This window comes from Amycolatopsis nivea (assembly GCF_004522235.1).
Classification (GTDB): domain Bacteria; phylum Actinomycetota; class Actinomycetes; order Mycobacteriales; family Pseudonocardiaceae; genus Amycolatopsis; species Amycolatopsis nivea.
Map to the genome: position 1 here is coordinate 34,385 of NZ_SDLT01000009.1, position 25,974 is coordinate 60,358.

23 protein-coding genes are annotated in these 25,974 nt (G+C 67.5%); 6 read left to right on the top strand and 17 right to left on the bottom strand.

Features of this window, described 5'->3' with window-relative positions; translation table 11 throughout:
• Positions 1-27: 27 nt before the first annotated feature.
• Positions 28-1,608: a hypothetical protein gene (locus EIZ44_RS13010; protein ID WP_238604732.1), complete on the top strand. Its 1,581-nt coding sequence runs from the start codon at positions 28-30 to the stop codon at positions 1,606-1,608.
• On the opposite strand, the gene EIZ44_RS13015 is transcribed toward EIZ44_RS13010, so the two are convergent.
• The 3 genes from EIZ44_RS13015 to EIZ44_RS13030 form a co-directional block, all read right to left on the bottom strand.
• A complete protein-coding gene (locus EIZ44_RS13015) occupies positions 1,583-3,772 on the bottom strand; it encodes a hypothetical protein (RefSeq protein WP_134728767.1) in 2,190 nt (729 codons plus the stop codon). The genes EIZ44_RS13010 and EIZ44_RS13015 overlap by 26 nt on opposite strands.
• A gap of 767 nt (positions 3,773-4,539) precedes the next feature.
• Positions 4,540-5,175 carry a response regulator gene (locus EIZ44_RS13025; RefSeq protein WP_134728770.1) on the bottom strand — a complete coding sequence of 212 codons (636 nt, stop codon included), beginning with the start codon at positions 5,173-5,175 and terminating at the stop codon, positions 4,540-4,542.
• Positions 5,168-6,286 (bottom strand): sensor histidine kinase, encoded by a 1,119-nt coding sequence (locus EIZ44_RS13030; RefSeq protein ID WP_167754108.1) that lies wholly within the window; start codon positions 6,284-6,286, stop codon positions 5,168-5,170. Before EIZ44_RS13030 ends, EIZ44_RS13025 begins: the two co-directional genes overlap by 8 nt.
• Before the next feature lie 185 nt (positions 6,287-6,471).
• On the opposite strand from EIZ44_RS13030, the gene EIZ44_RS13035 reads away from it, so the two are divergent.
• Positions 6,472-7,041 carry a GlcG/HbpS family heme-binding protein gene (locus EIZ44_RS13035; RefSeq protein ID WP_037817934.1) on the top strand — a complete coding sequence of 190 codons (570 nt, stop codon included), beginning with the start codon at positions 6,472-6,474 and terminating at the stop codon, positions 7,039-7,041.
• 152 nt (positions 7,042-7,193) lie between these two features.
• Positions 7,194-7,967, top strand: coding sequence for an SDR family NAD(P)-dependent oxidoreductase (locus tag EIZ44_RS13040; protein ID WP_240691283.1), 774 nt, complete (start codon positions 7,194-7,196; stop codon positions 7,965-7,967).
• A 71-nt stretch (positions 7,968-8,038) separates the two neighbouring features.
• Here EIZ44_RS13040 and EIZ44_RS13045 read toward each other — a convergent pair whose 3' ends face one another.
• Genes EIZ44_RS13045 through EIZ44_RS13060 form a run of 4 tightly spaced genes read right to left on the bottom strand, consistent with a single transcriptional unit; the run spans position 8,039 to position 10,768 of the window.
• Positions 8,039-8,494, bottom strand: a complete 456-nt coding sequence (locus tag EIZ44_RS13045; protein WP_037817932.1) for an NUDIX hydrolase — start codon at positions 8,492-8,494, stop codon at positions 8,039-8,041.
• Entirely contained in the window at positions 8,494-8,991 is a 498-nt protein-coding gene (locus EIZ44_RS13050) for a nitroreductase family deazaflavin-dependent oxidoreductase (RefSeq protein WP_199818006.1), read from the bottom strand. The genes EIZ44_RS13045 and EIZ44_RS13050 overlap by 1 nt, the downstream gene beginning before the upstream one ends.
• Positions 8,988-10,187, bottom strand: a complete 1,200-nt coding sequence (locus EIZ44_RS13055; protein WP_134728774.1) for an FAD-dependent monooxygenase — start codon at positions 10,185-10,187, stop codon at positions 8,988-8,990. Before EIZ44_RS13055 ends, EIZ44_RS13050 begins: the two co-directional genes overlap by 4 nt.
• Positions 10,184-10,768 (bottom strand): TetR/AcrR family transcriptional regulator, encoded by a 585-nt coding sequence (locus tag EIZ44_RS13060; protein WP_037817925.1) that lies wholly within the window; start codon positions 10,766-10,768, stop codon positions 10,184-10,186. Before EIZ44_RS13060 ends, EIZ44_RS13055 begins: the two co-directional genes overlap by 4 nt.
• A gap of 209 nt (positions 10,769-10,977) precedes the next feature.
• On the opposite strand from EIZ44_RS13060, the gene EIZ44_RS13065 reads away from it, so the two are divergent.
• On the top strand, positions 10,978-12,462 hold the full coding sequence (locus EIZ44_RS13065; protein WP_037817924.1) for a SulP family inorganic anion transporter: 1,485 nt from the start codon (positions 10,978-10,980) through the stop codon (positions 12,460-12,462).
• Here the strand turns inward: EIZ44_RS13065 and EIZ44_RS13070 are convergent.
• Entirely contained in the window at positions 12,445-13,842 is a 1,398-nt protein-coding gene (locus EIZ44_RS13070; protein WP_205673131.1) for a cytochrome P450, read from the bottom strand. The two genes, EIZ44_RS13065 and EIZ44_RS13070, sit on opposite strands and share 18 nt — an antisense overlap.
• Before the next feature lie 79 nt (positions 13,843-13,921).
• On the opposite strand from EIZ44_RS13070, the gene EIZ44_RS13075 reads away from it, so the two are divergent.
• Positions 13,922-14,503 carry a TetR/AcrR family transcriptional regulator gene (locus EIZ44_RS13075; RefSeq protein ID WP_037817921.1) on the top strand — a complete coding sequence of 194 codons (582 nt, stop codon included), beginning with the start codon at positions 13,922-13,924 and terminating at the stop codon, positions 14,501-14,503.
• A gap of 272 nt (positions 14,504-14,775) precedes the next feature.
• Here EIZ44_RS13075 and EIZ44_RS13080 read toward each other — a convergent pair whose 3' ends face one another.
• From EIZ44_RS13080 to EIZ44_RS13115, 8 genes are all read right to left on the bottom strand, one after another.
• A complete protein-coding gene (locus EIZ44_RS13080; protein WP_134728778.1) occupies positions 14,776-15,153 on the bottom strand; it encodes a Rieske (2Fe-2S) protein in 378 nt (125 codons plus the stop codon).
• Positions 15,150-15,434: a hypothetical protein gene (locus EIZ44_RS13085; RefSeq protein ID WP_167754109.1), complete on the bottom strand. Its 285-nt coding sequence runs from the start codon at positions 15,432-15,434 to the stop codon at positions 15,150-15,152. Before EIZ44_RS13085 ends, EIZ44_RS13080 begins: the two co-directional genes overlap by 4 nt.
• A complete protein-coding gene (locus EIZ44_RS13090) occupies positions 15,434-16,699 on the bottom strand; it encodes an amidohydrolase family protein (protein WP_240691284.1) in 1,266 nt (421 codons plus the stop codon). Before EIZ44_RS13090 ends, EIZ44_RS13085 begins: the two co-directional genes overlap by 1 nt.
• A 22-nt stretch (positions 16,700-16,721) precedes the next feature.
• Positions 16,722-17,882: an ABC transporter ATP-binding protein gene (locus EIZ44_RS13095; protein WP_134728783.1), complete on the bottom strand. Its 1,161-nt coding sequence runs from the start codon at positions 17,880-17,882 to the stop codon at positions 16,722-16,724.
• A 38-nt stretch (positions 17,883-17,920) separates the two neighbouring features.
• Positions 17,921-19,036, bottom strand: coding sequence for an ABC transporter substrate-binding protein (locus EIZ44_RS13100; RefSeq protein WP_037817917.1), 1,116 nt, complete (start codon positions 19,034-19,036; stop codon positions 17,921-17,923).
• A 16-nt stretch (positions 19,037-19,052) separates the two neighbouring features.
• On the bottom strand, positions 19,053-20,819 hold the full coding sequence (locus tag EIZ44_RS13105; RefSeq protein ID WP_037817915.1) for an ABC transporter permease: 1,767 nt from the start codon (positions 20,817-20,819) through the stop codon (positions 19,053-19,055).
• A gap of 161 nt (positions 20,820-20,980) precedes the next feature.
• Positions 20,981-22,030, bottom strand: coding sequence for a pyridoxal phosphate-dependent aminotransferase (locus tag EIZ44_RS13110; RefSeq protein ID WP_037817914.1), 1,050 nt, complete (start codon positions 22,028-22,030; stop codon positions 20,981-20,983).
• Between the two features lie 89 nt (positions 22,031-22,119).
• On the bottom strand, positions 22,120-22,800 hold the full coding sequence (locus tag EIZ44_RS13115; RefSeq protein ID WP_037817913.1) for a FadR/GntR family transcriptional regulator: 681 nt from the start codon (positions 22,798-22,800) through the stop codon (positions 22,120-22,122).
• Positions 22,801-22,966: 166 nt separating this feature from the next.
• On the opposite strand from EIZ44_RS13115, the gene EIZ44_RS13120 reads away from it, so the two are divergent.
• On the top strand, positions 22,967-24,139 hold the full coding sequence (locus tag EIZ44_RS13120) for a M20 metallopeptidase family protein (RefSeq protein WP_134728785.1): 1,173 nt from the start codon (positions 22,967-22,969) through the stop codon (positions 24,137-24,139).
• A 208-nt stretch (positions 24,140-24,347) separates the two neighbouring features.
• Here EIZ44_RS13120 and EIZ44_RS13125 read toward each other — a convergent pair whose 3' ends face one another.
• The gene (locus EIZ44_RS13125; RefSeq protein WP_134664807.1) at positions 24,348-25,958 is read right to left on the bottom strand and encodes a thiamine pyrophosphate-binding protein; all 1,611 of its coding nucleotides are present in this window, start codon (positions 25,956-25,958) and stop codon (positions 24,348-24,350) included.
• Positions 25,959-25,974: the final 16 nt, after the last annotated feature.

The window sequence follows — 25,974 nt, forward strand, 5'->3', positions numbered from 1 at the left end:
CCCGGACTTTTTTCACGGAGAGTGCCCGTGGATCCTGGGTTTGACCACTGGTTGACCGTCGGTTTCGAGCGCCGGGTCCTGGTGGTGGTGCGGACCGTGACGACGCTCAACCGGTTGCTCGACGTGCTCACGCTCTTCAGCGGCGACCACCGCGTCCAGACCGTTTTCACCTTCGACCGCGAGCGTCCGGCCATCCTCGGGGCAGGCGTGCCCCGGCTGCTGGAACAGCTGGGCGCCGCGGTGGTCCCGTGGCAGCAGGCGATCACGACCGAGTTCGACCTCGCGATCGCGGCCAGCGAAAACGACGATCTTCACCTGCTGCGCGCCCCGGTCGTCCTGCTGCCGCACGGGATCGGCCACCAGAAGTACTACCCCGGCAGTTCGGTCGTCGCCGGGCTCAACCCGGAACGGCTCGTGCACGACGGCAGGGTCGTCCCGGCGCTGATCGCCGTCGCGCACGCCGAGCAGCGCGACCAGCTCCGCGCGGCGAGCCCGGAGGCGGCCGAGCGCGCGGAGGTCGTCGGCGATCCGTGTCTCGACCGGCTCGTGGCCGGGGCGCACCGGGCGGCCGAGTACCGCGCGGCGCTGGCCGGACGGGGCAAGCGGCTCGTGACGATCGCGTCCACCTGGGGTCCGTCGTCGGTTCTCGGACAGCGTCCCGACCTTCCGCTCCGGCTCGTCGCCGAACTGCCGGTCGACACCACCACGGTGTGCGCGATCCTGCATCCCGGCATCGCGGCGGCGCACAGCTCGTGGCAGCTTGACGCGTGGCTCGCCGAGGCGAAACAGGCTGGGCTGCTGGTGATCCCGTCCGAAACCGGCTGGCAGGCCGCGGTGACCGCGTCCTCGTGCGTGATCGGGGACGAAAGTTCTGTGTCGCTCTACGCCGCCGCGCTGGATCGGCCGATGCTGATGGCCGGAAGTCCTTCTCCGGCAACAGTTCCCGGTTCTCCCGCCGCGATGCTGGCCGCGCGCACGGACCCGCTTGCCGCCGACGGTCCGCTGGCCGCGCAGATCGACGACGCGATCGACCGGCATGTCCCGGGCAGCTACGAACCTGTTGCCAAGCAAGCGGTCGCGGTCCCCGGACGGTCGGCTGAGCTGTTGCGTGCCGCGTGCTACCGCTTGATGAAGCTGCCGGAGCCGAGCGGCCCCGCGGAATTCACCAGCTACCCGGTCACCTCACCGACCCGAACGGAACCGGTCGCGTTCATCGCCGGCATCCGCGAGCACGGGTCGACAGATGTGCTGGTCCGGCTGCCCGCGACCGAAGTGCCGCAGCAACTGCACCATCTGCACGTGATCGCGCACCACACCCGCGCGTCGCTGCGCGAACTGTCGGCAGCCGCCATCGTGTTCACCGACGACGCCGAAGTCGACTTCCCCGACTGGGCTGCCGCCGTCCTCAAGCAGTGGCCGGACGCACAATTCGCTGCCGCCCGACTCGAAGACCGTTGCCTCGCCGCGGATCGCAGCGGCCGCCGTTACGAACTGGTCCCGGACTCCCGGCAGGTCGACCCGCTGGCGGCAGTGTCGATGCTCTACTTAGGACGGACCGAACTCGACTTCGGCCGGAACCGGGTCAACGTAGCGATTCGAATTCGGTGATGTACTCGTTCGTCCGGGGATGACCGAGCTTCCAGGCGTCGCCGATCAACTGTCCCCACGCCGTCCGCGCAGCCTCCGGCCGGCCTTCCGCGGCAAGGATGCGCGCCTCGATTTCCCGGACTTCCCACTGGTATTGGTCCGCACCAGTGGATTTCAGCTCCGCGCGGGCACGGCTCCAGCACTCCCGGGCGCGCACCAGGTCGCCCAGCGCGAGGAACGCCCGCGCAGCCACCATGTCCAGCCGGCTGAGGTTGGCACCGGTCGCGTGCTGACGGCCGCTCTCGATCTCGGCCATCGCTTCCGCCGGGCGTCCGGCCTTGACCAGGACCGAAGCGAGCATCCGATGGTGAATGCCGAGCGCGTAGCCGTGTTCGAGATGCTGGTCGAGCGCGATGGCCTTCCGGAGCCAGACCTCGGCTTCAGCGAGCAAACTGGCGCGCTCCGCCGGACGCGCGTCGGCCTGTTCCTCGAAGAACCGCGCCCGGAACTCAGCCACCGATGATTGCAGCCGCTCCCGCCGCGCCGGACGGATGTTGACGGCCTCAGCCAACTCCCACGCCAGACGGAGATCGGCGTCTGCGGTGTCGAAAGCCCTTGCCAGGAAACAGGTTTTGGCCCGCATGGACAAGGTCCGCGCGTAAAGCGCCTGTGGCTCGCCACCGGCCAAGGCCGCCGCCGCGCGGACCGCGAGGTCGCTGATCTCGGCGTACTCGCGCCACAGCCAGCGCCGGGTGATCAGCACTTCCAGCGCACCGGCGAGCTGGCACACCTCCACGTGCTTCCCCCGCCGGGCCGCGGCGCGCACCACCTCGGTGATGAGCCCCAGATGCCGGTGCAGCCAGTCGAGCCGGTCCTCGGGGAGCGTCCACGACAGACCGGGCGGAACGACGTATTCGCGCAACCGCCCGGCATCCCCCGCGAGATCCGCGGCGACCGTTCGATCCCGGACATGGCTCAACAGCCGGAGAAACGCCGCGTGACGATCCGCGGGAAGCTTCGCCGCGTACTGAGATACCAGTGCGGTGAGCCGATGCCAGCCACCGACCTGCTCGGTCAGCATCGCACTGCGAACATCCTCGAAGACTTCGTCCGGCATCCCGAGATAGGCGACCGCGGTTTCCCGGGTGAACCAGTGCCCGGGAAACCCGGACAACAACGCGACCGCCTCGGCCGTTTCCGGCGCGAGCCTCGCGAAAGCCTGTTCCAGCGAGTCGTTGATGACGCCCTCAGCGTCCACGATCCCGTTCGCCTGGTAGCGCGCGAGCAGCCCGCTGACCGGATACGGCTCGCCACTGTGCCGCGCAAGGCTCAAGCCCACTTCACGAATCGCGGACGGCATCCGGCCGGACATCTCCAGCAGCGCGTCGGTCGCGCCGGGTTCCGCGTCAAGCCGGACCGCGCCGCAAAAGTAGGCAAGCATTTCCCGCGCACCCTCGTTCTCGAGGCCGCCCAACAGAATCGGCGCCGGATCGAGCGCGTCGAGGTCGCGGGTGCGAGCGGAGGAGGTCGCGAGCACGAGGTTCATCCGGAACGGACGGAACAGCTCGACCTCGCGCGCCGAACCGACGTTGTCGAGAATGACGGTGAACAACCGGGTCGCCAGCACGGAGCCGAACTGCTGGTCCAGACCAGCGTCGTCGGCCGCGATCTCGCCGCTGGGAATGCCCAGCTTCAGCAGCGCCTGCCGTTTGACGAGCGCCAGATCGACGACCGCGCCAGTACGCGATTCCGCGACGTCGATCTCGATCCAGCCGCCAGGGAACCGATCCCGCACGAGCCCGGCGATCTGCCGGGCAAGCTCGGTCTTCCCGGACCCGACCGCCCCGTAAATAAGACAAACCCCGGATTGGCGCGGCTCCCGAAGATGCTCGGCATGATTGAAAAACCGCTCAACACCCTCGACGACGGGCGGCCGCTGCCCCGCGGCATTCAACACCGCGACGGCTTCCATCAGCTCCGCACAAAACCCAGGATCGTCCTGACAAGCAGCCAACACCTGCCCGCGAAGCTCCGCCACAGAAACCGGCCCGGACCCGAACTTCGCCCCGAACTTGGCCCTGGCGATGCCCGCCAGCTGCCCCAGCCCCTTGTCGACCCGCCCGACCAAGGCGGTGGCCAGCAGTTTTGCCGCCTCACTGGAAAACACCGCAACCGCGTCGATCAAGCCCCACCCCTAGTTCCTGGTACGCGCGAAACCACGCTAGCAGTGCGCGGTGTGCACGTCACCCCACGTCACACTCCCCGAGCCAGCCAGTACGTGAGGGCCACCCTCATTGACTCTGATTCCCTCAGGGTTCCCCTCACGCACCTCCCCGCGCGCCGTGAAGGGCTCCTTCACGGACTTAGATTCCCTCAAGGAGCCCTTCACGGACCACCCCCGCCCGGCTCGCCATCGGGATTGCCGCCCCAATGCGGCATTGGGTGCATCCCACGCACCGAACGCCACATTGGGTGCATCCGACGCACCCAATGCCACATTGGGGCGCTAGCCACCACCCAAACCGCAGCCGATGCACCCGCGATAGAGGCACCCAGCCCGCCCCCGCAGCCGATGCACCCGCGATAGAGGCACCCAGCCCGCCCCCGCAGCCGATGCACCCGCGATAGAGGCACCCAGCCCGCCCCCGCAGCCGATGCACCCGCGATAGAGGCACCCAGCCCGCCCCCGCAGCCGATGCACCCGCGATAGAGGCACCCAGCCCGCCCCCGCAGCCGATGCACCCGCGATAGAGGCACCCAGCCCGCCCCCGCAGCCGATGCACCCAACCATCGAGGCACCCAGCCCCTCCCCCGCACCCCGATACGAAGCCTCCCTGCGGGCGGCGGGTGCTTGTCAAGGCATCTTTCCCGCCTTGACAAGCACCCGCCGCCCGTCAGCACAATCGGGCTTCGGGGTGCCCCACGCAACCACGGCCCGCAAGCCAACGGCGATCACGGCAACAACCGCTGCTCCTTAGCCACAGCAACAGCCCCAGCCCGAGTATCCACCCCCAACTTCTCATAAATCCGCCCCAAATGCGTCTTAACCGTAGCCTCGCTGATAAACAACCGCCGAGCGATCTCCCGATTCCCCACCCCCTGCGCCAACTGTTCGAGAATATCCCGCTCCCGATCAGTCAACGCAGGCCGAGGCGCCCGCAACTGCGCCATCATCCGGTCCGCCACCGGTGCCGACAACGCAGTCCGCCCAGCCGCAGCCGCCCGAATAGCCGCATACAGCTCATCCGCCGACTCAGCCTTCAGCAAATACCCCGTAGCCCCGGCCGCAATAGAACGAGTGATATCAGCGTCAGTGTCATAAGTAGTCAACACCAAAACCCGAGGCGGCTCAGCAACAGCACGAATGCGTCGAATAGCCTCCACCCCGTCCATTCCGTCACCCAGCTGCAAATCCATCAACACGACATCCGGCCGCAACGCAGCAGCGAGATTGATCGCCTCCTGCCCAGTCGCGGCCTCGCCGATGACCTCGATCCCGCCCGCGCCGGCCAGCAGCGCACGCAGACCGGCGCGGACCATGGCGTGGTCGTCGCACAGCACGACGCGGATGAGCTGGTCGTCAGACATGGCTTGGTCCCAACGGAATCGCGGCTGAGATGGCGGTGCCCTGCCCGGGCGCGGATTCGACAGTCAACCGGCCGCCGAGCTGCGTTGCCCGCGCGCGCATGGCGGGCAGGCCATGACCGCGGCCGTCGGCGCTCGGGGCGGACGGGTCGAAACCGCGGCCGTCGTCGGTGATGTCCAGCACGACCTCATCGTCTAGGTAGGTGAGAGTGATCGCCACTCCCGACGCGTCGGCGTGTTCGCGGGCGTTGGCCAGCGCGCCCTGCGCGATCCGCACCAAAGTGGACTGCACCCGGCTGGGCAGCGGCCGAGCGGGCCCGTCGACCTGTACGCGCACCGGCTGCGGTTCGCGTTCGGCGACGTTCCGGAGGGCTTCCTCGACCGAGTGCCCGTCGAGGTCGGCGGGAGCCAGGTCCTGGACGAGACCGCGGGCTTCGGCCAGGTTTCGCGTGCCGATCTGTTGTGCCGCATGCAAATGCTCGCGCGCCAGGTCCGGATCGGCCCACGCGCGGTCGGCCGCCTGCAGCAGCATCGCCTGACTGGACAGACCTTGCGCGAGCGCGTCGTGGATCTCGCGCGACAGCCGTTGGCGTTCGTCCAGCATCCCCGCGCGGCGCTCGGTTTCCCGCAACCGCACCGCCTGCCGACGCAGGTACGTGATCACCGCGGCAGTCACCGCGGCGACGGCCACCGGCACGATCGTCAGGTTCGGGTCGAAGCCGGTCGAGAGCCGGTTCTGCGAGATCACCACGAGCGCCGTTACCAGCGTGACCAGTACTAACGCCGGTCCGGTCGGCAGCGTGCGCAGGCCGGTGACGAACAGCGGGACCGCGCACCACGCGAAGCTCGGCGCGAGCAGCACCAGCACCACCCACAGCACGGTCACGACGGTCAGCCAGCCGAGATACGGCACGGTGACCTGCTCGGGCCCGGTGACCCGCAGCACCAGGCCGACCGCGTAGACCGCCGCCAGGCAACCGGTCAGCGCGATCACCCAGGGCGCGGCCGGTTCGCCGTGGTGGTGGTCGAGGAAGCGCACGATCGACGCGACCAGCAGCAGGAAGAACGCCGTGTGCATGGTCGCGGCGAGCCACCGCGCGTCCCGATCGGTCATCGCCGCCCTCCGTTTTTCCGGTCCCACATCGAGCCTGACCTGTGCCAACCCGGTCGGCATCAGCCGATCGGATGACCCGAGTGTCGGCCGTTCCGCGCCGCGAGGCGAGCCGAGACTCCGATCCGGTGAAGGCGGTCCCGGACGCACGATGAATCCATCAAGCCGGACAAGCCAAGGAGCACCCGATGAAGAACTTCACCGCCAAGACCCGCGTCGCCACCGTCGTCGGCGGGCTCGCCGTGATCGGAGCCGCCACGACCGGCGCGCTGGCCGCCAACGCCGCCACCCCGGCCGCCCCGGCCGCCACCGCCGCGGCCGCCGCCGCTCCCGCCCAGGCCGCGCCGAAGGGGCTGGTCCAGACCACGCACCTCTCAATCGCCGCCGCGCAGAAGGCCGCGCAGGCCGCGCTCGACGCCGCCGAGAAGGCGGGCCAGAAGGTGTCGGTCGCGGTGGTCGACCGCGACGGCAACACCATCGTGACCCTGCGCGGCGACGGCGCCGGCCCGCAGTCGTACTCGTCGGCGGAGGAGAAGGCGTTCACCGCGGTCGCGTGGAACGCCAAGACCTCGGAACTGACCGGCCGGCTGCAGCAGGCCCCGACCCTGAAGGACATCAAGGGCACCCTGTTCCTCGCCGGAGCGGTCCCGGTGGACGCGAACAACGCCCCGATCGCGGCGGTCGGCGTGGCAGGCGCGCCGTCGGGTGCGCAGGACGAGACCTTCGCCCAGGCCGGGGTGGACGCGCTCGGCAAGTAAGCGGCGAGCCGCCACGACAGGGACATTTCGGGATACGCTGGCTGGACAATGCGCCGCCCGGACCCGAAATACCCTGCGCTGCAACGAAATTCGTACCCGCAGCCGAGTTCCGGTGCGGTTTCCTGCTCGACCTAACGGAGGGGACTTTCCTGGTGACTGAACCGAAGCGGGTTGCCGTGGTGACCGGAGCCGGACGGGGAATCGGGCTGGCGATCGTCCGGGCACTGGTCGAGGACGGGTACGCCGTCGTCGCGGCGAGCCGGACAGTCACCCCCTCGCTGAAGGAGCTGACCCCGGACGCTCTCGGGGCCGATCTGGGCGACCCGGACGAGCCGGCGCGGGTCGTGCAGCACGCGCTCGATCAGCACGGCGGGATCGATCTGCTGGTCAACAACGTCGCGGGCACCTCGAATCCGCCCGGCGGGTTCCTCGAACTCGACGACGAGGCGTGGCTGCACACGTTCAACGTCACGTTCCTGTCGAACGTCCGCGCCACGCGAGCCGCCTTGGCGAGCCTGCTCGAACGCCGGGGCGCGGTGGTCAACATCAGCTCGGTGAACGCCAAGGTGCCGCAGCCGCGGCTGGTCGCGCAGTCGGCGGTCAAGGCCGCGGTGACGAACCTCGGCAAGGCGCTGGCGGAGGAGTTCGGCGGACGCGGCCTGCGCGTGAACACGATCTCGCCCGGCCCGGTGTGGACCGACCTGTGGACCTCGCCCGGCGGCCCAGGGGACCAGCTCGCCCGGCGCGCGGGGAGCGGGCTGGCGGAGTTCAAGGACCGGCTTCCCGCCGCGGTGGGGCTTTCGACGGGCGAGTTCGCTGATCCGGAGGAGGTCGCGGCCTTGGTGGTGTTCCTGGCTTCGGGGAAGGTCGCGAACATGAGCGGTGCGGATCTCGTGCTCGACGGCGGGATGACGAAAACCGTCTGACCAGTCCAGACGACACTGTCCGTCAACCCGCTAGGAGGCGGCGCGCCTCGCCCCCGGACGGCCGCGAACCCTTACCCGCCGAACCGCTTCACGTAATCCTCGACGATCGGCCTCTCCGGCGCGATGATGTCGTCCGGAAGCCGGTCCAGCTCGAAGAACTCGTAGCCGGTGATCTCCGTGCCGTCCACAGTGACCTCGGTGTTCTCGACGGTCGCGGTGAACGCGGCGGTGACGTTGTGGACCTCGTCGCCGTGCGGGTACCGGTAGAAGTACTCCGGTCCGGAGTAGACGCCGAACAGTTCGAGGTCCCGCACCGCCAGGCCGATTTCCTCGCGCACCTCGCGGCGGCCCGCGTCCTCGTAGGACTCGCCGGGGTCGAGGAATCCGCCGGGCAGCCCCCAGTCCTGGCTTTCCTCGCGGAACACCAGCAGCAGCCTGCCGCGCTCGTCGGCGATCAGCACGGACGTGCCGGGCAGGATCAGCGGGCGCGTGCCGACTAGTTCGCGCAGTTCGGCGATGTAGTTCATCAGCGGTCAGTACCTTCTTGGTCGGGTTCAGCTCCGTCCCGGGGACGGAAGGCGACGATCGGCAATTGCCGGACCATCCGGTGCCGCGCCGCGTCGGAGCCGTCGTAGCGCCAGCCCAGCAGTTTGCTCAGCACGGGGTGCAAAACCGGGCGCAGCAGCAGGTTTCGGCGTTCGTAGTCGGCGATCGCGTCGGCGGCTTCGGCTTCGTCGAGGACGCGGTACGCGGGGACGAACTTCCGGCGGCCGATCGCGACCTCCGCCGCGGGGGCCGCCTGGATGTTGCGGTACCAGTCCGAGGACGGGCCCAATCCCGCGATGGCCAGCACCTCGTCGGATCGGGGACGGAGGCCGATCACCTCCAGGACCGTCCGGTACTCGCGGCCGGACTTGCGGCCGACGTGGGTCAGGCACAGGAACCGCTTGCCCAGCAACCATCCCAGGTCGCGGTCGTACAGCTTCGCCGGCGCCTTGAAGACCGTGCGCGCGATCGGTTTCACGGTCGGACTCCTTCCCTTGCCGAATGGTGCAGGTTCGTGATGAGCGCGGTGGACTTCCCGGTCAAACTCCCGGCCACGACTCGGTCAATTCCCGGCAACCGGGCCAGTTTGAGCGCGAGCCGACGCAGGTAGAGCTGCGGTTTGCTGTCCGGGAGGAACCATCGTGCGCCGTTGCGGGCCAAGTGCTGTTTGTCGGCCGCGACGGGACGCCACAGCCGCTCGTATTCCGCCAGCCCTTCGGCGATCGACGACGCCCGGTGCAGCTGATCGGCCAGCACGTACGCGCCCGCGATCCCGAGCGACGCACCCTGTCCGGCCAGCAGCGACACCGCGTACGCCGCGTCCCCGACCAGCGTGACGCGGCCCTTGCGCCACGTTGGCATCTCAATTTGGGCGACCTGGTCGTAATAGATTTCCTCGGACGGCGGGCAGTGCCGCAACGCTTCCGGCACCATCCAGCCCAGCGAGCCGTAGGTGTCCAGCAGCGACTCCCGGACGTCGCCGGGCAGGGCGGGATCGGGCGTGCGGTGGACCGCGAAGGCGGCGACCGTTCCCGCGCGCAAGCCGTAGAAACCCATCTGCCTGCCGACGGTGTCGGTGAGGCAGAACCGTCCGTTTGCCACGGCGTGGATCTCGGGGGACTTGAACAGGAACGCCACGGTGTGAAAGCCGAGGTAGCGCAGGAACCGCGATTCCTCGCCGAACACCAGCCGCCGGACCGTCGAATGGATCCCGTCAGCGCCCACCAGCAGGTCGGCTTCGAGCACGGAACCATCCGAGAGCGTCGCGGCGACCCGGTCGCCGTCGCCCTCGACAGCGACCACCCCGCTGTCGTACCGAAGCTCGACCGCCGCGGGCAGCGACGTGCGCAAGGCCTGCTCCAGATCCGGCCGCAGGACGCTCAGCAACCGGCCGCCGACGGTGCGCGCGAACTGGCCGAATTGAATATCGGACCGGCGCTTTCCTTGTGCGTCAAGGAGAATCGCTTCGGAAATCGGATACGCCGCCTCCTTGATGGCGGGCAACGCTCCCATCGCTTCGGCCGCGTCGTAGCCGGGACCGAAGAAGTCGATCATGTAGCCCTGCGGACGCGGCCCGGGCGCCCGCTCCACCAGCGTGACCTCGTTGCCCAGCTCCGACAGCCGGTTCGCCGCGGCCAGCCCGGTGATACCGGCGCCGCAGACCAGGATTCTCATCGCATTTCCCCTCCCTGAGGTTGCGTGACCAGCCCGCGCAGGACGGCGGTGACCGCCGCCGGATCCCCACCGGGGGCGAGCCCGCGGTGCAGCAGCAAGCCGTCGACGGTCGCCACCAGCACCTCCGTGGTCGCCTCCGGATCGGGGACGCCGCGTTCGGCCAGCCAGCTGCTGACCTGCGCGCGGAACGCCAGGAGCAGTCCCCCGATCTGGTCCCGCAGTTCGTCGTCGCGCCGCGCCGCCAGATACGCCTCGATGAACAGCACCGACAGCGGGTCCACCCCGCTGTACGGCTCGACCGACCCGAACAGCGCGGACACCAGGTCAGCCGGGTTCTGCGTCGCGGCCAGCGCAGGCCCGACGCTCTCCAGCACCTCGCGCATCGCGTCCAGGACCGCCTCGCGGAGCAACGCCTGCAGCGACGGGAAGTGGTAGTGCACCACGCTCGGCGTCACCCCCGCCCGGTCCGCCAGCACGCGGGTGCTCACCGCTGCCCAGCCGCGTTCGGGCACCAGCTCCGTCGCCGCAGCCAGCAACCGTTGCCGCACGTCACGCCCCCGTGCCGCTGCCGGTGAAGTCATCCGCTTTTCTCCTGGTCGGTCGTCCTGGGCAGTCGTTCAGGGCGATCGTCCTGTACGACTGCCCTGATCGTAGCGCGGTCTCCCGCGACGGGAAAGCGAGGTGACCCACAACTCACCTGAAGGCGGGAGACGGCGGCGCTGTCCGATCGGTCCGCTACCGTCGGAAACGGCTCTTTCTGCCCGCCCCCGAAACCGACAGGTAATCCACCGTGCCCTCGTCACTGTCCACTGTGTCCATTCGACGTCCGGCATGGCTGTCGCCGCGGGTCGCGCGCACCGAAATCCTCGGCGGGCTGGTCGTCGCGCTCGCGCTGATCCCGGAGGCGATCTCGTTCTCGGTGATCGCCGGGGTCGATCCGCGCGTGGGCCTGTGCGCGTCGTTCACCATGGCGGTGGTGATCTCGTTCGTCGGCGGCCGTCCGGCGATGATCTCCGCGGCGACCGGAGCGATCGCCCTGGTGGTCGCGCCGCTGGCGAGGGAACACGGGTTCGGCTACCTCGTCGCGACGGTGGTGCTGGGCGGGCTGTTCCAGATCGTGCTCGGCTCGCTCGGCGTCGCGCGGCTGATGCGCTTCGTTCCGCGCAGCGTGATGGTCGGCTTCGTGAACGCGCTGGCGATCCTGATCTTCCTGGCGCAGGTTCCGGAGCTGATCGACGTGCCGTGGCCGGTGTATCCGCTGTTCGCCGGCGGTCTCGCGGTCATGGTGTTCTTCCCGCGGCTCACCAAGGCCGTGCCCGCGCCGCTGGTGTCGATCGCGGTGCTCACCGCGCTGACGATCGCGGCCGGAATCGCGGTGCCGACCGTCGGCGACAAGGGCGCGCTGCCCTCGGCGCTGCCGGTGCCGGGGATCCCGGACGTGCCGTTCACCTTCGGCACGCTCGGCCTGATCGCGCCGTACGCACTGGCGTTCGCCCTGGTCGGGCTGATGGAATCGCTGATGACCGCCAAACTGGTCGACGACATCACGGACTCGCATTCGAACAAGACCCGCGAGGCGGTCGGGCAGGGCGTCGCCAACGTCGTCACCGGGATTTTCGGCGGCATGGGCGGCTGCGCGATGATCGGCCAGACCATGATCAACGTCAAGGTCGCGGGCAGCCGGACGCGGCTGTCGACGTTCCTCGCCGGGGCGTTCCTGATGGTGCTGTGCCTGGTGTTCGGGCCGGTCGTGTCGCGGATCCCGATGGCCGCGCTGGTCGCGGTGATGGTGCTGGTCGCGTTCGGCACCTTCGACTGGCATTCGATCGCGCCCAAGACGCTGAAGCGGATGCCGGTCGGCGAGGTCGCGGTGATGGCGGTGACCGTGGGCATCGTGGTGGCGACCAGCAACCTCGCGATCGGGGTCGTGGTCGGGTCGATCACCGCGATGGTGATCTTCGCGCGCCGGGTCGCGCACCTGGTCGAGGTGACCGCGGTGCGCGAGCCCGGCAGCGTCCGGTACACCGTGACCGGGGCGCTGTTCTTCGCGTCCAGCAACGACTTGGTCTACCAGTTCGACTACGCCGACGACCCGGAACGCGTGGTCGTCGACCTATCCGCCGCGCACATCTGGGACGCCTCGACCGTCGCCGCGCTCGACGCCATCACGACGAAGTACGAGGCCCGCGGGAAAACCGTCGAGATCGTCGGCCTGAACAAACACAGCGCGGCGATGCACGAGACCCTGTCCGGAGAACTAGCGGGCAGCAGCTGAGGTCAGCCCGACCGCTCGCTCCCGGATCCGCGGCCGGAGGGTGAATCCGCTCGGCTTCAGCGTCAGCGATTCCACGATCTTCAGCTCGTACGCCGGGTCTGCCTCGAAGTCGTAGCGCTGCAGCATGACCCCCAGCGCCAGCACCGCTTCGTGCAGCGCGAACTGGCGGCCGATGCACGCGCGTTCCCCGGTGCCGAACGGTTTGTACGCCTGAGCCGGACGCTTCCGCACCGCCGCCGGCTCGAAGCGGTCCGGATCGAACTTCTCCGGATCCGGCCCCCACACGGCCGGATCGCGGTGGAGCATCGGCAGCGGCACGATGACTGAATCGCCCTTGCGCATCGGGTATTTCCCGCCCAGCACCAGATCTTCGCGGGCTTCCCGGGTATAACCGGGCGCGGTCGGCCACAGCCGCATCGCCTCGTCGAGCACGCGGCGGACGTACCGAAGCTTCGCGACGTCCCCGAAGGCCGGTTCGCGACCACCCCACACCGCGTCGACTTCAGCGCGCGCCTTCGCCAGCAGTTCCGGATGACGCGTCAGGTAGTAGAGCGCGAACGACAGCGCGCCCGACGTCGTCTCGTGCCCCGCGACGACGAAAGTGATGGCCTGGTTGCGAATGTTCACCGGGTCGAGCCGCTCCCCGGTCATCGGGTGCCCGTCGGTGAGCATCAGACCGAGCAGGTCGCGTGCTTCGCCGCCTTCCCGGCGGCGGCTCTCGATGACCTCGTCGACCAGGTTCGTCATGGTCGCGATGTCAGCCTGGTTCTGCGCGGCCGACCCGGCCAGCGCCCGCCGCACGAACGGAAGCTTGACGTTGTCCAGCTGCGCGAACCGCAACGCACGGATCATCGCGGTGACGAACGGATGCGGTTCGGCCCGCTCGAACGACCCGAACCGGTACCCGAACCCAGCGAGCCCGATCGTCTCGAGCGTCAGCCGGGTCATGTCGGCAGCGACGTCGACCGGACCGTCCGCGCGGTCCCACGCCGCGGTCAGCTCGCGGGCGACGTCGAGCATCATCGCGTGGTAGCGGCGCATCGCCTCGGCGGAGAACGCGGGCTGCAGGATGTCGTGCGCCAGCCGCCAGTTGGGCTCGCGCGTGTGCGCGGTGAACAGCCCGTCGCCGACGACCCCGCGCAACCGCTCGACGCCAAGCCCGACGTGCTTGCCGAACCTTGTCTCGTCGTTCAGCTCGGTGACCAGGTCGATCCCGCAGGCGAACACGATCTCGAGACCGAAGAACTTCCGGGTGAAAATCGGCCCGAGCCCCGCACCGGCCCGCATGGTGCTCTGCAACGGCGTGCGCACATTGGTCCCGAGCAGGTCCCCGAGCACCGGCAACCGGCCCGGCCGATGCGGAATCGCGGTGGTGTCCACAGTTTCGCTCCCTACTGAACCCACATCCAATAGGGTCACCATCCCCCGCTACTGAACCGGTGTCAAGTAAGCTGGGGAGATGCGGACGCGCCTGAGCACCGAACAGCGCCGCGAACAGCTGCTGACCATCGGAGCAGGCCTGTTCGCGGGCCGCCCGTACGACGAGGTGTGGATCGAAGAGGTAGCCGAAATCGCGGGCGTCTCCCGCGGTTTGCTGTACCACTACTTCCCCACCAAAAAGGACTTCTTCGCCGCAATCGTGCGCGGCCAGCGAGACCAGCTCCTGGCCATGAGCGAACCCGACCCAGCACTGCCGGTAGCCGAACAACTGCGCGCCGGGCTGGAGGTATACCTGGAATTCGCCCGCACCCACCCCGACGGCTACCGCATCGTGCACCGCAGCGCAGGCGACGCGGACCGCGAAATCCGGGAAATCTGCGAAGCAGGAATGGCAGCGAACGCGGACCGCATCCTGTCCGCCGTGAGCCAACTGCGCCCAGTCACCCCCACGACACAACTCGCAGTGCGGGGATGGCTTTCTTTCGTGGCAACACTAATCCTGGACTGGCTGGACGAACCGAAGATCAGCACCGAAGAGCTACGAGACCTTTGCGCGCGAACCCTTTTCGCCGCAGTAGACGTAGACCCCACCACGATCTAACGCACGCGAAGCGCGTGGGGGCACCCTCGCCGCCCGAAATTCACTCAGTGCCCCCTCACGCCCCCGCAGCCGATGCACCCAAAGCAAGGCAGCCACACCTCCCCCACCCCCGATACGAAGCCAAAAACACGGCGCGGGGGGTGCTTGTCAAGGCATCTTTCCCGCCTTGACAAGCACCCCCGCGCCGTAGTGACACTAAAAAATCGGGGTGCCAAGCCTCCCCGCCAGGCGCAATGTCGCCCCCAGGCGACGAGCCGCCCACCAAGCAGACATCAGATACGAACCACAACCTCATCCCCCACCACCCGAACCGGAACCGCCCTCAACCGCACAGAACCATCCGCCGGATGCCGCCCAGTAAGAACATCAAACTCAAACCCATGCCAAGGACAAACAATATTCCGATCAGCCGGATGAAACGCAGGCCCAGCACTCTTCCGATCCTCCCGAACCGGCTGAACAGTCCGCGGCATCATCTTCCCCTGGCAAACCGGCCCGCCCTGATGCGGACACACATTATGCCAAACCCGCACCTCCCCAGCATGAAAGTAAACCCCCACCTCCAGGCCGTCGACGTCCACCACGACCCGCCCCCGGACCCGAAGATCCGCCAACCCAGCAACAACAACGTCCCGCCGCACCGAGCTCATTCGGCCCTCCGATACCAGATCGCCATATCGAAAATATTCACATCCGCGGCATCCAGCAACGCAGTAACCAAAACCACGGTCTCAGTAGCCGTCAACGCGTCCTCGCGAACCGGCCAGGAAATCTTCCCCACCCGATCCGTCTTGGCAGAGAACAACCGAGCCGCCGCGTACAACAACTCAGCGATCTCTTCGTCGGCGACCGCCGCGGCCCTGTCCCCCGAGGCGATCTCAGATGTCAGCGAGCCCAGCCGAGATACCAGTGAAGCAAGTTCAGATGTCATCACGAAACCCCAGGCCGCTCATGAAGCACGCTCTTCGCAGCAGGCTTCCGCCGATCAGTAGGAAGATTGAACACCCGAGCGGCATTCAACCCCAGAATATTCCGCTTAGCCTGTTCAGACAAAAACGGCAATCGCGTAATCGTGGACGGCGCGTCCCAATCCCAATGCGGCCAGTCCGAAGAATACAACAACTGAGTTTCCGCGTTGAACGCCTTCATCCCCGCCTCCAGCAACTCCATGCTGGTCCGCTCCATCGGCTGACTCGTATACCACATCTCCTTCATGTACTCACTGGGCAACCGAGTCAACCCAGGAGCCTCACTGGGCCGCATCAGCACCTCGTGGTCAAGCCGCTGCATGAGGAACGGAATCCAGGCCAGCCCGCTCTCCACCCACACCATCTTCAGCCGCGGAAACCGCTCCGGCATCGCGTTGATGATCCAGTTGGTCACATGAATCTGGTTGTAATGCGTGAACGACAACGCATGCATCGACAGGAACCGGTTCAACTGGGCGAACGACGGATCACCCCAGTGATACCCGGAGTGGAACGCGAGCGGCTTCCCGCTGTCCTCGATGAGCTTGTACAACCGCGTGTAAACATCCGAATGCACCGGATTGTTGCGCGTAGAACACACTGTGTACCCGATGATCCCGTCATCACCGGAATACTTCTCGACCAGTTCCTCGCAGACCTCCGGCGTGTTGTACGGCAGATACAACATCCCCTTGAGCCGATCGTCGTGCGGCAGAACGACTTCGGTCAGCCATCGGTTGAACGCGCGCCCGAGCACGACCTCGATCTCGTCCTGCGGATGCATGCCCAGCAACAACATCGCGCTGGGGAACACCACCTGATAATCCAGCCCCATCGCGTCCATCCCGCGCCGGGCGGCGGCGACGAACGGATGCCCGGACACCCCGTCGAGCGGCTCCTTGCGGCCCTGATGCCCGATCCGCCCGCCGACACTCTGGTGCGACATCCCCGGCTGAATGTTCAGCAGCGCGTTGTTGCCCGCGAACTTGCCGAACTGGTCCATGCCGATCTGGCGCCACACATCGTTGTCGATGAGTTCCAGCACCTCGCCCCAGAAATGGTCTTCCGAGACGTGCGCGTCGATATCGACGATGAAGTAGTCGTCGTACTCCCGCTCGGCCTGTTTGGTCGCGTGGGCGAGAACGTCGCGGGTGTCGGTGCGCCCGCCGATCTCGGCGAGTTCCCGGATCCGCGGCCCGTCGGAGCGAGGACTGGAGAAATCGGGCACGGATTCTTCCCTTCGTCCGGCGTCAGCGGGGCGCGACGGCGGCATCGGTCATCGTGGTCAGGTAATCGTCGTCGGCGGGGGCCGCGTTCTCGTGCGGAATGACGACGGCACGGTCGGGGCTGACCGCGAAAGTGTGTTCCTCGCCGGCGGTCGGGACGGATTCCGCGGACAGTTCGGCCGTTTCGGTGCGCACGCGCATGGGGAGCCCTTCCGCGCGGACGAGAAGGTTGACGGCACTGCCGAGGTAGGTCGTGCGCTCGACAGTTCCGCCGAACGCACCGGGCCCGGAACCCTGCGGGGACAGCCGCGCATGCGCGGCGCGAAACGCGATGTCGGCCCGGTCCCCGATCGAAACCTCGCCGGTCGCGATCCCGGAGAAGACCAGCGAAGTGTCGTCGACCCGCACGTCGGCAGTCTTCCCGTGCACGCCGGTGACCGTCCCGGGCAGAATGTTCTGAAAGCCCATGAAATCCGCGACATACGCGGAATTCGGGCGGTCGTACAGGTCGCTCGGCGTGCCGGACTGGACGATCACGCCCTCGCTCATCACGATGATCCGGTCGGACAGCGTGATCGCTTCCTCCTGGTCGTGCGTCACGTAGACCGACGTCGTCTCGAACCGGTTGTGCAGCGAGCGCACCTGCTGGCCCATCTGGTACCGCAGTTTGCTGTCCAAATTGGACAGCGGCTCGTCGTAGAAAATGATCCCCGGCCGGGCGGCCAGCGCACGGGCAAGGGCCACGCGCTGCTGCTGACCGCCCGACAGGGCGGTGACCGAACGCTTCCCGAGGTCGGACAGACCGACCGCGTCCAGCATTTCCTGCACCCGCTGCGCACGCTCCCGGCCGGGCATCCGCGCGACCTTCAGCGGGTACGCGACGTTGTCCGTGACGCTCAGGTGCGGCCACAGCGCATAGCTCTGGAACACCATGCCGACCTGGCGTTTGTCCGCGGGCACGAACGTGCGCCGCGCGGTGTCGACCACGACCCGGTCGCCCATGACGATCCGGCCCGAGGTCGGCCGTTCCAGCCCGGCCAGGCAGCGCAACGTCGTGGTCTTGCCGCAGCCCGAGGGGCCGAGCAGCGTCACGAACTGCCCCGACTCGATCGTCAGATCCAGTTCGTGCAGCGCCGCCTTCGCGCCGTACTTCTTGGTGAGTCCGGATACCTGGACCTCGGTCATCGTGACCTGCGCTTTCTCTTCGGCCGGGAGGCGAGGTGCTACTTCTTGAACGCCTGGGTGATGAAGTCGAAGTACGGCTTGTTGAACGCGGGGTCGGGGTTCGAGAACGGCAGCCGCGGCAGCTTGTCGAGCGACGGCAGTCCCGGCGGGCCGGGCGCGGTCGGCGTGCGGCCGTAGGAATTGTCCTTCTCCGCCAGCGCTTTCTGGCCTTCCGGCGAGTACAGCCAGTTGACGTACAGCTGCGCGGCCTCGGCGTGCGGCGCGTTCTTGATCAGGCACAGTGCCGAGCGCGCCATGTAGTTTCCGCCGTCCTCCAGCGGGAACACCATGTCGATCGGCGCGCCCTTCTTCTTCTGCGCCTCGAAGTAGCCCTGGTACACGGCGATGCCGACCGGGAACCGGCCGCTGGCGACGTCTGTGGGCACCATCGGCTCGGATTGAGATATCTGCAGGTCCTGCGCGGCCAGCTTCTCCAGGTAGGAGCGGCCCCACTTCTTCTCGTTTTCCGGCAGCATCAGCGATTCGAGGATGTACCGGATGCCGCCGGGCACGGTCATGTCGCCGACCGCGATCTTGCCCTTCCACTTCGGGTCGAGCAGGTCGTGCCAGTTCTTCGGCGCGTCCTGCTTCTGCACCTGGTCGGTGTTGTAGACGAAACCGAAGTAGCGCAAGGCGAAATAGGTGAGCCGGCCGTCGTTGTCGGTCGGGATCTTGAACCCGGGGTCGGCGGTGCGCACGTCCGCGGTGGTGCAGATGTTCGGCTTCGCCGCCGCCTGCGGGGATTCGCCGCCGACGTAGATGTCCGCGATCCGGTTCCCGCTCTGCGCCTCGGTGTCGAGCTTGGTGAGGATCTGCGCGTCCGCCTGGTCCTGCGGGAGCAGCTTGATCCCGGGGAAGCGCTTGGTGAACACGTCGTTCATCGCCTGGTTCGCGGTCACCCCGGGCCCGTACAGCACGAGCTGGGTGTGGTTGGCCGCGAACGCCTTGTCGTACAGCTCGTTCATGTACTTGTTGGCCGCCGCGGACGCACCGGGGACCTCGACCGGGGTGCTCGACTTGGTCGCGCCCGCCGACGCGCAGGCGGTGAGCGAGACGAGCAGCCCGGCGGTGAGCGCCAGCGCTGGCGCGCGCAGTTTCGTGCGGGAGAACTTCATTGTTCTTCCTCTCGGGTCAGTGGGTGATGCGGGAGAACGAGCCGGACAACTGGTCGGTGCGGCGGCCGAGGATCCGGCCGCCGAGCTTGACGGACACCGCGGCGAGCGCGAGGACGGCGAACGCGGCGAGCAGGATGATCATGAACAGCGCCGCGCCGCGGGACATCTCGCCGGTGAGGAACTGCTGGAAGGCGGTCAATGAAACGGGTTCCAGCCCGGGCGGAGCCAGCAGCATCGGCACGGCGAGGTTGCCCGAGATGAACAGCGCGGAGAGGAACCAGCCGGCCAGGAAGCTCGGGATGACCAGGCGCAGCACGATGGTCACCAGCACCCGGCCCGCGCTCGCGCCGGACATCCGCCCGGCCTCCTCCAGTTCGGGCGACAGCTGGGCGAGCGCGCCCTCGGCGATCCGGCTGGACACCGGGATCGTGGCGACGACCAGCACGAGCGTCATCAGGAACGCCGAACCGTAGAGCCCGCGGAACGCCGGGAGGTAAAGCACGGCGAACATGTAGGCGAGGCCGAGCACGACGCCGGGCAGCGCCCACGGAATCCAGACGGCGAACGAGGTGTAGCTGCGCAGGAATCCCCGGCGCCGCGCGGTGACGTACGTCGTGAGCAGCGCGATCGAGATCGAGCCGAAGCCGCCGATGACCGCGAGCCACGCGGTGAGCGCGAGGCTCGAGCTGAACTGCGGGTCGGTGAGCATCGTGACGTAGTTGTCCAGGGTCAGCCCGGTGCTCATCACCCCGAAGATCGGCTGCAGGCTGCCGAGCACCATCGCGAACAGCGGCAGCAGGAAGTTCAGCAGCACCACCACGACGATCAGCGCGGACAGCACCCAGCGGATCGGGCCCAGCTCCTGCGGATCGCGCCGCGACGTCTTGCCGGTGAGCGTGGTGAAGCTGCGGCCGCGCAGCATCCAGCGCTGCGCCAGGAACAACAGCAGCACCAGCAGGATCAGCACGAGCGACAGCGCGAACGCCTTGGTGTACTCGGCTGGCGCCTCATCCCGGACGTAGTGATATATCTGCGTCGAGAAGACGTAGATGCCCGCCTGGCGGCCGATCAACTGCGGTCCGTCGAACGACTGGAACACCAGCACCGCGATCAGCAGGGCCGCGCCGGTGATCGCCGGGCCGACCGACGGGATCGTGATGGTGAAGAAGGTCCGCACCGTGCCCGCGCCGCTGATCGCCGCGGCCTCGTCGAGCGACTGGTCGCGGTTCTTGAACGCGCCGAGCAGCAGCAGGTACGCGAACGGCATGTAGCCGAGCGACGTCAGCAGGATCAGCCCGCCCCAGCCCTGGATGTTGATCAGCGGGCCGTGCGTGCCGAGCTCCCGGCCGAACTGGTTGAGCAGGCCGTTCTGCGCGTTGCCGAGCATGATCCAGCCGAGGGTGTGAAACAGCGGCGGGACGAACAGGTTGATCACCATGATCGGCGTGAGCAGCTTGCGGCCGGGCACGTTCGTGTTGGCCGCGATCCAGGCGAACAGCCCGCCGCCGGCCACCGAGATGGTGCCGCACACGACGACCAGCACGATCGAGTTCCACAGCGTGTGCCACGTTTCCGGGGCCTCGAACGCGGCGAGCAGGCCGCCCATGGTGAACGGCATGTTGTCCGAGGGCAGCCCGTCGCGGAAGGCGCCGAGCACGATCATCGCGACCGGATAGACGAAAATCAGCGTGAGCCCGGCGAGCAGGGTTGCTTTGAGCACACCGCCGGTCACCGAGCGGCGCATCGACGCTCGCCGGTCGTGCTCGAAAAGGCGCTCCGTCACTGCAGTCGTTCCTTCCTGCGAGCGGCCGGTTGCCCGCCGCGGGGACGAACCGCTCCGTCCGTCCTGCCGGTTAGCGTAAGAACTCGGGTGCGGCGGCTCATCGAGCGGCTCTCCGAAGTCCTTCCGGTTTCCTCCGACACGGTGTCGGAGGAAACCGCTGATCAGATCAGGGCGGCGAGCACCGCGTCGTTTTCCTCGGGCAGCCCGATCGTCACGCGCGCCCCGCCCGCCTTCGGGAACGGCCGCGCGAGCACGCCGCGAGCCTCCAAACGGGACAGCAGGTCGGCCGCGTTTCCCGGCAGGAAAAGGAAATTCGTCTGGCTCGGCACGAACGCGACGTTCGCCGCGGTCAGCGTGGCCTCGATCCGGGCGCGTTCGGAGACGATGACGGCGGTTCTTTCCTTCGCCACAGCCAATCCTTCCGCGCTCAACGCCGCGATGACCGCTGCCTCGGCCACGCTGTTGAGCGCGAAGCCGACAGACGTGCGGCGCAGTGCCTCCGCGATCCGCGGTGCGGCAGCGGCATAACCGACGCGGATGCCCGCCAAACCGTGTGCTTTGGACAGTGTCCGCAGCAGCACGAGATTCTCGAACTCGTCGAGCAATCCGACAGTCGCGTCCACCGGTTCGGCAGACACGAACTCGCGGTACGCCTCGTCGACAACAACCAGCACGCGCGACGGGACGCTTTTCAGGAAGTCGCGGATATCCTCGACCCCGCGCAGCCCGCCCGTCGGGTTGTTGGGATTGCAGAGGTAGACAATGCGGGTTTCCGGGCCGACCGCGGCGAGCATCGCGTCGAGATCCATCGCGCCGTTCGCGTCGAGACCGACCTCTGTGGACTCCGCGCCGGCGAGCGAAAGCGCCGCCGCGTACGCCTCGAAGGACGGCGCCGGGCGCACGCCGTGCACGCCGGGTTCGCAGACCAGGCGGGCGAGCGCGTGCAGCAGCGTGCCGGATCCGTTGTCGATCGCGATGCGCCCCGCGTCCAGACCCATCGCCTCGGCGACCGCGGCGCGTGCCGCGGCACGGTGGTAATCGGGGTAGCGGTGGGCATTCCGGGCCGCTTCGGTCATCGCGGCGACGATGACGTCCGCGGGTGCCCACGGCATTTCGTTCTGGGACAAGCGGATCGGCGGCTGCGCACCGCGGGACGAGCGATCGGGGGCGGCGAGCACGCGGTCGACCACACTGCGGAGCTCCAGCAGCATGCATCCTCCTCAAGCCGGACGATTAACTGTAATGAATATACATAATTCTGAGCGCGTGTACATCCATCAAGTTCGCCCGGATCAAGATCTCAGGAAGGCCGAGCTGCCACGGCAGGTCGGCGGTGCCGCGAAATCGCCGACTCCGCCAGTTCGTGGTCGCGCTTCATGACCGCCTCGGCGAAGTCGAGGTGCGTGCGCAACCGCTCCTTCGTGGTCGGCGCGGTGACGCCCTCGAGCTTCGCGGCAATGATGTAGTCGACGAGATTCGTATACAGGCTGCGCAAAAGCTCGTTCGGCGACACCTGCGCGATGCGCGCGTGCAGCGCCCAGATCGCCGTCGGAGCCTCGGCGGAATCCCAGGCCGCCTTCAACGTGTCGGCGCACGCTGAGATATCAGCGATGTCCTCGTCGCTAGCGTTCTCGACCGCGTCGTGCAGCACCGAACCGTCGAGCGCGTCCAGCACGCGCAGGCAGTTCTCCACGGTCGCCTTACCCTCGCGCAGCTGGAGCAGCTGATCGCTCAGGTGCGTGAAGGGCGAACGCGTCGCGACGAAGATCCCGCCGCCCGGCCCCGGCTTGGCATCGACGATGCCGCGGGCGCGCAGCAGTTGAATCGCCTCGCTCAACGTCGCCGGAGCGACCCCGAAGCGCGCCATCAGCTCCTGACGGCGCCCGACGAAGTGCCCGGCGCTCCAGCCCTCCGAGACGATCTCGTCCTCGAGCGCGCGAGCGACCTGGACGGCAGCGGCGGTGTTCGTGATCTGCGGCAAGGGTCCTCCGAAGTACTCGGTCCGGTGACGTCGCCGACGCGGGTCACGCGTAGTGACAGATTAGAGGCGCACCGGAACCCCGAACACCCGGCATCGTCTATATTGATTGTAGACATTAGACGCATGCGTCACCAGCGCGGCACGCACCGTTGCCTAAGGAGCCCCCATGCCGGTTTCCGCCCCCGCTGCCCTTCACTCAGAACTGGTCGCACTCCGCCGCACCCTCCACACCCACCCCGAAGCCGGGTTCGCCCTCCCGCACACCCAGCGAACCGTACTGTCCGCACTGTCTGGACTGGACCTGGAAGTAACCCCAGGCCCACCCGACTTCACCTCAATCGTCGCAGTACTGCGCGGTGCCCGCCCCGGCCCCTCGGTCCTCTTGCGCGCAGACATGGACGCCCTGCGCGTCACGGAGGAAACCGACCTGCCGTTCGCATCTCAGACGCCCGGGTTGATGCACGCCTGCGGCCACGACCTGCACACAGCCGCACTCGTCGGCGCAGCAAAACTCCTGAACGCCCACCGAGACGAGATCGCCGGCTCGGTTGTCTTCATGTTCGAACCAGGCGAAGAAGCCGGCGGCGGCGCACAACGCCTGATCGACGAGGGAATCCTCGCAGGCGTCGAGGCCGCATACGGCATTCACGTCCTGCCAGGCCGCTCCGGCGTATTCACCACCCGCCCCGGCTCGATCATGGCCGGAGCCAGCAGCCTGACGGTCCGAGTACGGGGCCGCAGCGGCCACGGCTCACGACCGCACCAAGCGGTGGACCCAGTCCCAGCCGCAGCCCAGATCATCTCGGCCCTGCACACCTACGTCACCCGCCGGTTCCCGGTCTTCGACCCAGTTGTGCTGTCAGTGACCAAAATGCAGGCAAGCGACATCATCAACGCAATCCCAGACGAGGCAACACTAGCCGCGACGATCCGCGCACTGTCCGCAGAGAGCGTAGAAATCCTGGCCCGCGAACTACCTTCACTAGCAACCGGAATCGCATCAGCCTTCGGCTGCCAAGCAGAGACGGAGTTCCGGTCGGTCTACCCAGTAACCGCGAACGACCCGAAAGCAGCAACACACGCGCTAACCGTGCTAGCCGACCTGTTCGGCACAGAACGAGCCGTACCACTGGAACACCCGATCATGGCATCGGAAAGCTTCTCCGCGGTACTCAACGAGGTCCCAGGCGCCTTCATCTTCCTAGGCACCACACCAGAAGGAATCGACCCAGACACCGCAGAAATGAACCACTCCCCGCGCGCAATCTTCGACGACAACGTGCTCGGCGACCAAGCAACAGCACTAACAGCACTAGCCCTAAGCCACCTACGACCCTAAAAACCGCACCGGTGCACCCACCCATCGAGGCACCCAGCCCCTCCCCCGCACCCCGATACGAAGCCTCCCTGCGGTCTGGGGGTGCTTGTCAAGGCATCTTTCCCGCCTTGACAAGCACCCCCAGACCGTCAGCACAATCAACCTTCGGGGTGCCCCACGCAACCAAGAGGCCAATGTCGCCGCCCGGCGACGAGGCCCGAACCATCCCTCAATGCTTCTCGTGAATCAACGGCCAAGGAGAAGGAAACACCCCCACCGGCACCTTAACCACCGCAGGCCGCCCCGCCGCAATAGCCGCCCCGACCTGCTTCTCCACCGCCCCAGCATCCTCAGCCAGCGCAAAATCCAGCCCAAACGCCCGAGTCAGCAGCTCAAAATCAGGATTAGTCAACTCAGACCCAATAAACCGCCCACCGTAAGTATCCCGCTGAATCCGCCAAACATTCCCAAACCGAGAATCCTCAAACAACACAGTAACCAACGGAATCCCATACTTCTTAGCAGTAGCGAACTCCTGCAAAGACCACCCGATCCCGCCATCCCCGGTGACCGCGACCACCGGCCGCCCCCCAGCCCCCACCGCGGCCCCCAGCGCAGTAGGCATCGCATACCCGAGAGTCCCCTGATACCCAGGCCACACATAAGACCGAGGCGCCTGCACCGGAAACCCGTACGTAGACACATACCCGATCTGCGTCAGCTCATTGACAAAAACCCCGTCCTCCGGCAACACAGCCCGAATAGCGTCCACGAACTCCATCTGCGGCCCAGCCTGCGCCCGAATCCGCGCAGCACAGTTCTCCCGCAACCGAACCAGCTCAGCCCCCCAACCAGCCCGAGGCGACAGCCGCCCAACCAACGCCTCCAACACCGCAACAGCATCAGCATTGACCGCAAGATCCGGCCGGCGCGGCGCGCGAAGATCAGCCGCATCGATATTCACCAACGCCAGCCGAGCATCCCCAATATTCAACTGCTGCCCAAACGGCGTCAGAAACCGGCTACCGAACGAAACCACAAGATCCGCCGTAGCCCGCAGTTCCCACAAAGCAAAGGCAGGCAACGCATGCGGATCCCGAGCATCAATCGCCCCCCGCCCGTTCTCGCTCATCACCACCGGCGCGTCCAGCAGCTCAGCAAGCCGGGCCAGCAACTTGAACGCCCGCGGATCCCGCATCCCCCCGCCGACATGGATCACCGGCCGCTCGGACGCCGCCAGCAGCCGCACGAGTTCGACAACGTCCCGCTCCGGTGCCTCCGGCTCCCGCACCCCGAACGGCTCCCCCGGGTTGAGATCCGCGACCGCGTGCAACAGATCCGGCCCCAGCTCCAGCGCGACCGGACGAGGCCGTCCAGTCCGCATCTGCCGGAACCCCTCGTGCACCAGATCCGGGATCTCCTCGACCCGCTTGGGCCGCGCCGACCACTTGGTCAGCCCCTGAACCGTGTCCGTCTGCCGGGGAATCTCGTGCAGCGCCCCGAGCCCGGACCCCACGAGCGGCGACGGAATCGTCCCCGCCAGCAGCATCACCTGCGACGAACAGGCGTACGCCGTTGCCATCCCAGCGCCGGCGTTCAGCACTCCAGGGCCCGGCACGACCATCGCCACCCCGGGACGGCCGGAAGTGCGGTAGTAGCCGTCCGCCATGTAGCTGGTCGCCTGCTCGTGCCGCGGAACGACCAGTTCCAGCTCGTCGCGCTTGCGGTACATGCCGTCGGTGAGCCCGTCCAGCTGGACCCCGGGAATGCCGAAGACCGTGTCGACGCCCTCGCTGATGAGCGCGCTGGCGAGCGCGTCACCGCCTGTCATCTGTGCCATGCGGATCCCTCTCGTC

Bases quoted from the DNA above. Each gene is read 5' to 3' on its own strand.
- EIZ44_RS13080 (WP_134728778.1), bottom strand. From the start codon at position 15,153: ATGAGCTCGGTGCGGCGGGACGTTGTTGTTGCTGGGTTGGCGGATCTT.
- EIZ44_RS13030 (WP_167754108.1), bottom strand. From the start codon at position 6,286: ATGACCGATCGGGACGCGCGGTGGCTCGCCGCGACCATGCACACGGCG.
- EIZ44_RS13110 (WP_037817914.1), bottom strand. From the start codon at position 22,030: ATGCTGCTGGAGCTCCGCAGTGTGGTCGACCGCGTGCTCGCCGCCCCC.
- EIZ44_RS13055 (WP_134728774.1), bottom strand. From the start codon at position 10,187: ATGAGAATCCTGGTCTGCGGCGCCGGTATCACCGGGCTGGCCGCGGCG.
- EIZ44_RS13035 (WP_037817934.1), top strand. From the start codon at position 6,472: ATGAAGAACTTCACCGCCAAGACCCGCGTCGCCACCGTCGTCGGCGGG.
- EIZ44_RS13100 (WP_037817917.1), bottom strand. From the start codon at position 19,036: ATGAAGTTCTCCCGCACGAAACTGCGCGCGCCAGCGCTGGCGCTCACC.
- EIZ44_RS13025 (WP_134728770.1), bottom strand. From the start codon at position 5,175: ATGTCTGACGACCAGCTCATCCGCGTCGTGCTGTGCGACGACCACGCC.
- EIZ44_RS13085 (WP_167754109.1), bottom strand. From the start codon at position 15,434: ATGACATCTGAACTTGCTTCACTGGTATCTCGGCTGGGCTCGCTGACA.
- EIZ44_RS13095 (WP_134728783.1), bottom strand. From the start codon at position 17,882: ATGACCGAGGTCCAGGTATCCGGACTCACCAAGAAGTACGGCGCGAAG.
- EIZ44_RS13045 (WP_037817932.1), bottom strand. From the start codon at position 8,494: ATGAACTACATCGCCGAACTGCGCGAACTAGTCGGCACGCGCCCGCTG.
- EIZ44_RS13075 (WP_037817921.1), top strand. From the start codon at position 13,922: ATGCGGACGCGCCTGAGCACCGAACAGCGCCGCGAACAGCTGCTGACC.
- EIZ44_RS13120 (WP_134728785.1), top strand. From the start codon at position 22,967: ATGCCGGTTTCCGCCCCCGCTGCCCTTCACTCAGAACTGGTCGCACTC.
- EIZ44_RS13125 (WP_134664807.1), bottom strand. From the start codon at position 25,958: ATGGCACAGATGACAGGCGGTGACGCGCTCGCCAGCGCGCTCATCAGC.
- EIZ44_RS13060 (WP_037817925.1), bottom strand. From the start codon at position 10,768: ATGACTTCACCGGCAGCGGCACGGGGGCGTGACGTGCGGCAACGGTTG.